The 2871-nt window shown below is 72.0% G+C and carries 3 protein-coding genes; all 3 read left to right on the plus strand.

Annotated features, from left to right (window positions below):
- On the plus strand, positions 1–674 hold a 674-nt coding region (locus tag ACWDYJ_RS36120; protein WP_451569837.1), incomplete at its 5' end, for an alpha-amylase family glycosyl hydrolase.
- A gap of 26 nt (positions 675–700) precedes the next feature.
- Entirely contained in the window at positions 701–1732 is a 1032-nt protein-coding gene (locus ACWDYJ_RS36125; protein ID WP_451569838.1) for a LacI family DNA-binding transcriptional regulator, read from the plus strand.
- A 160-nt stretch (positions 1733–1892) separates the two neighbouring features.
- Positions 1893–2780: a phosphatase PAP2 family protein gene (locus tag ACWDYJ_RS36130; RefSeq protein ID WP_451569839.1), complete on the plus strand. Its 888-nt coding sequence runs from the start codon at positions 1893–1895 to the stop codon at positions 2778–2780.
- The last annotated feature ends 91 nt before the right edge of the window (positions 2781–2871 follow it).

The following is a 2871-nucleotide window of genomic DNA, read 5'->3' on the forward strand; positions in this document are numbered from 1 at the left end:
TGCTGGCGCTGCCCGGGTCGGCGTACGTCTATCAGGGCGAGGAGCTCGGTCTGCCGGAGGTCACCGACCTCCCGGACGAGGTACGCCAGGACCCCGCCTTCCGCCGCGGGCGCGGGCCGGGGACACGGGGGCCGGGAGCCGCCGGAACCGGCGCGGCCACCGGAGCCGACGCCGCCGGACAAGAGGGGCTGCGCGACGGCTGCCGGATCCCGCTGCCCTGGGCCGGACAGGCGCCCCCGTACGGTTTCGGTCCGGGCGGTAGCTGGCTGCCGCAGCCCGCCGGGTGGGCCGGGCTGAGCGTGGCCGCCCAGACCGGCGATCCGCACTCCACCCTGGAGCTGTACCGCGCCGCCCTGGAACTGCGCCGGGCCCTGCCGGGCCTGGGCGCCCCCGAGGCCGGCCAGGATCCGGCCGGCCGGCCGGGATCCGCCGAGGCCGGGGCCCGGGGCGATGCCGCGGACGGGGAACCGGCGCCGTCCGGGATGCGCTGGCTGCCCGCGCCCGAGGGGGTCCTGCTCTTCACGCGGCCCGGCTTCGCCTGCACCCTCAACACCCTGCCCACCCCCCTCGAACTTCCCGCGCCCGGCCGCCCGGTCCTCTCCAGCGCACCGGTCGACACCGACGGCCGCACAGCCGTCCTGCCCGCCGATTCGTGCACGTGGTGGGCAATCTGAACGTGCGACGGGTACAGTCCAACCCCGTGACCGCACGGCTAGCCGACATCGCAGCCCAGGCGGGGGTCAGCGAAGCCACAGTCAGCCGCGTGCTCAACGGCAAGCCCGGCGTGGCCGCAGGCACCCGCGAGTCCGTGCTGGCCGCGCTCGACGTGCTCGGCTACGAGCGGCCCGTACGGCTGCGTCAGCGCAGCGCGGGGCTCGTCGGGCTGATAACCCCCGAACTGGACAACCCCATCTTCCCGGCGCTCGCGCAGGTCATCGGCCAGGCTCTGACCCGGCAGGGGTACACACCGGTGCTGGCCACGCAGACGCCCGGCGGGTCCACCGAGGACGAGCTGACCGAGATGCTGGTCGACCGCGGCGTCTCCGGGATCATCTTCGTGTCGGGCCTGCACGCGGACACCACTGCCGACATGGGCCGCTACGACCAACTCCGCGCCAAGGGCGTCCCGTACGTCCTCATCAACGGTTTCTCGGACAAGGTGCGGGCCCCCTTCGTCTCGCCCGACGACCGGGCGGCGATGCAGCTCGCGGTCACCCACCTCGCCGCGCTCGGGCACACCCGGATCGGGCTCGCGGTCGGGCCCAAGCGGTTCGTGCCGGTGCTGCGCAAGATCGAGGGTTTCCGGCTCGGGATGCGGGAGCGGCTCGGGCTCGGCGAGGCCGAGACCGAGGAGCTGATCCAGCATTCCCTGTACACGCTGGAGGGCGGCCAGGCCGCGGCCGGCGCGCTCATCACCCGGGGCTGCACGGCCATCGTCTGCGCGAGCGACATGATGGCGCTCGGCGCGATCAGGGCCGCCCGGCAGCAGGGGCTGCGGGTGCCGCAGGACGTGTCCGTCGTCGGCTTCGACGACTCCCCGCTCATAGCGTTCACCGATCCGCCGCTGACCACCATCCGGCAACCGGTCCTGGCCATGGGGCAGGCCGCGGTGCGCACGCTGCTGGAGGAGATCGGCGGTACGCCGGCCCCGCACAGCGAGTTCGTGTTCCTGCCAGAGCTCGTGGTGCGCGGCTCGACCGCTTCCGGACCGGGGCAGCGCCGCAGGCAGTGAGCGGCAGCGCCGCAGGCAGTGAGCGGCAGCGCCGCAGGCAGTGAGCGGCAGCGCCGCAGGCAGTAGGGGTCCGGTGTCCTCCGCAGGGCTGAGCGCGGGCACCGAAGACCGTCCCGAGGGATGATCGGGGGCGAGATCGCATCTGGCAGACTCTCTCCCCATGGGTGAAGCGAGCGTGAAGACACTGGAAACCCGGACGGACCTCTCGTCACCCGCCGTGACCGAGAGCGAGGCCCGCCCGGGGACTTCCGAGGGCACTCTCTTCTCCCGGTTGCGGGCACCGCGCAGGCCTCGGATCTGGTTCGAGATCCTGCTCATCGCGGTCAGCTACTGGACGTACTCGCTGATCCGCAATGCCGTGCCCGAGCAGAAGACGGCCGCGCTGGCGAACGCCGACTGGATCTGGGGTGTCGAGCGGACGCTCGGCATCGCCGTGGAACAGACCGTCAATCACGCGGTGAATTCGGTGACGTGGCTCATCGTCGGGATGAACTACTACTACGCCACATTGCACTTCGTCGTGACGATCGGCGTACTGGTGTGGATCTACCGCCTCCATCCCGGGCGTTACGCGGCCACCCGCCTCGTCCTCTTCTCCACCACGGGCGTGGCCCTGGTCGGTTACTACCTCTACCCGCTCGCGCCGCCCCGGCTGATGAACGGGCAGGACTTCATCGACACGGTGCTGGTCCACCACACCTGGGGCTCGATGGCCTCGGGCAACCTCAAGCACATGTCGAACCAGTACGCGGCCATGCCCTCGATGCACATAGGTTGGTCGCTCTGGTGCGGCCTGACGATCTTCGCGGTCGCCACCGCCCCCTGGGCCCGGATCCTCGGCGTGCTCTACCCGACGCTGACCCTGGTCGTCATCGTGGCCACCGCCAACCACTTCTGGCTGGACGCCGTCGGCGGCCTGATGTGCCTCGCCTTCGGATACGCCGTCTCGCGGACCTGGTACGGCTCGCTGCCGCACCGGCTGCCGCGCCAACCGGTGCACACCGGCCCGCACCCCGTGTCGGCCGCGCTCGACCGCTTCCGCCGCTAAGGGCTGTCCCGTAATCCCCGGTGGATCAGCGCACGGCGTCAGATGCGGTGCATCTCCCCCAGCTACCGCTGGGAGGTGCCCCCGGGCGGAG

It is taken from the genome of Streptomyces sp. NPDC003042 (assembly GCF_053591315.1).

Coding starts and splice junctions, on each gene's coding strand:
- ACWDYJ_RS36130 (WP_451569839.1), top strand. CDS start 1,893: ATGGGTGAAGCGAGCGTGAAGACACTGGAAACCCGGACGGACCTCTCG.